Raw genomic sequence first — 894 nt, 5'->3', positions numbered from 1 at the left:
CAAGCCCCGCGCCGGGGCCTGACCACCTTCATCGTCGTGCTCGCGGCCTTCGTGGCCTCGCTGAGCCGCACCGACCGCGAGCAGGTCGAGATCGACGTGGCCCCCAGCGGGGTCACGGCCGGCGTGCTGTGGGTCATCCTCGGGCCCCAGCTCGTCGCCCTCGTCCACCTCGCCTCCCTCTACCTGCGCCAGGGCCAGTGGCGCGCCGCGGCCCTGCTGCTGCCGTGGATCCTCGGCTACACCGTCGTGCTCTTCCCCTGGGTGTTCGCCCGGCGGTGGTTCATCCCCCGCGGCCGACCCTTGCTGGCCTGGCTCGTCAGCCGGCTGAGCTTTTGGATGTGGCGCCGGGACGTCGCCGGCGGAGCCGTGGTCGCCGCGGCCTGGGCCGCCCTGCGCACTGGGCCCCCGGCGCGAAGCGGCGCGGCGGCGAACGGCGACGAGGGGGGGAGCGAAGACCCCGTCGGCGCCTTCGTCCAGGGCCGCCTCGACAAGCTCGCCACCGGGGCGCCGCGGTGGACCGTGGGCTCGGCCTCGATCGTCGCCGCCGGGCTGCTCGCGGCGCGCCGCGGCGACCTCGAGCGCGCCCGCCGGCTGCTGCGCAGCGCCGGCGACATCGACGAGACCTGCGGACCCCGCAAGGCGGTGGTCATCGCCTGGGAGTGGCTGTGCGCCGACGCCATCGACCGCGGGGCCTGGCGCGAGCTGGACGAGCTCGCCCGCAACGGCCCGGTCAGCTCTCGCAGCCTCCAGCTGTTCGGGGCCATCGCCGCCCGCCTCGTCGGCCACGCGCCGATGCCCACCGACCGCGAGCTGTGGGTCCGCTGGCTCCTCGCCCCGCACCGCGCCCAGACCCTCGCCCTCGTCGAGCGGGCCATCGCCGCCCCGCCCACGCCG

1 protein-coding gene is annotated in these 894 nt (G+C 76.8%); it reads left to right on the top strand.

The annotated features are described in order from the left end of the window. Positions 1 to 894 (top strand): hypothetical protein (locus PPSIR1_RS41410; protein WP_045117786.1); only part of this gene is annotated, 894 nt, incomplete at both ends.

Source organism: Plesiocystis pacifica SIR-1 (genome assembly GCF_000170895.1).
Taxonomy (GTDB): domain Bacteria; phylum Myxococcota_A; class Polyangia; order Nannocystales; family Nannocystaceae; genus Plesiocystis; species Plesiocystis pacifica.
The sequence above is the reverse complement of the archived record's forward strand: the minus strand, read 5'-3'. Positions and strand labels throughout refer to the sequence as shown.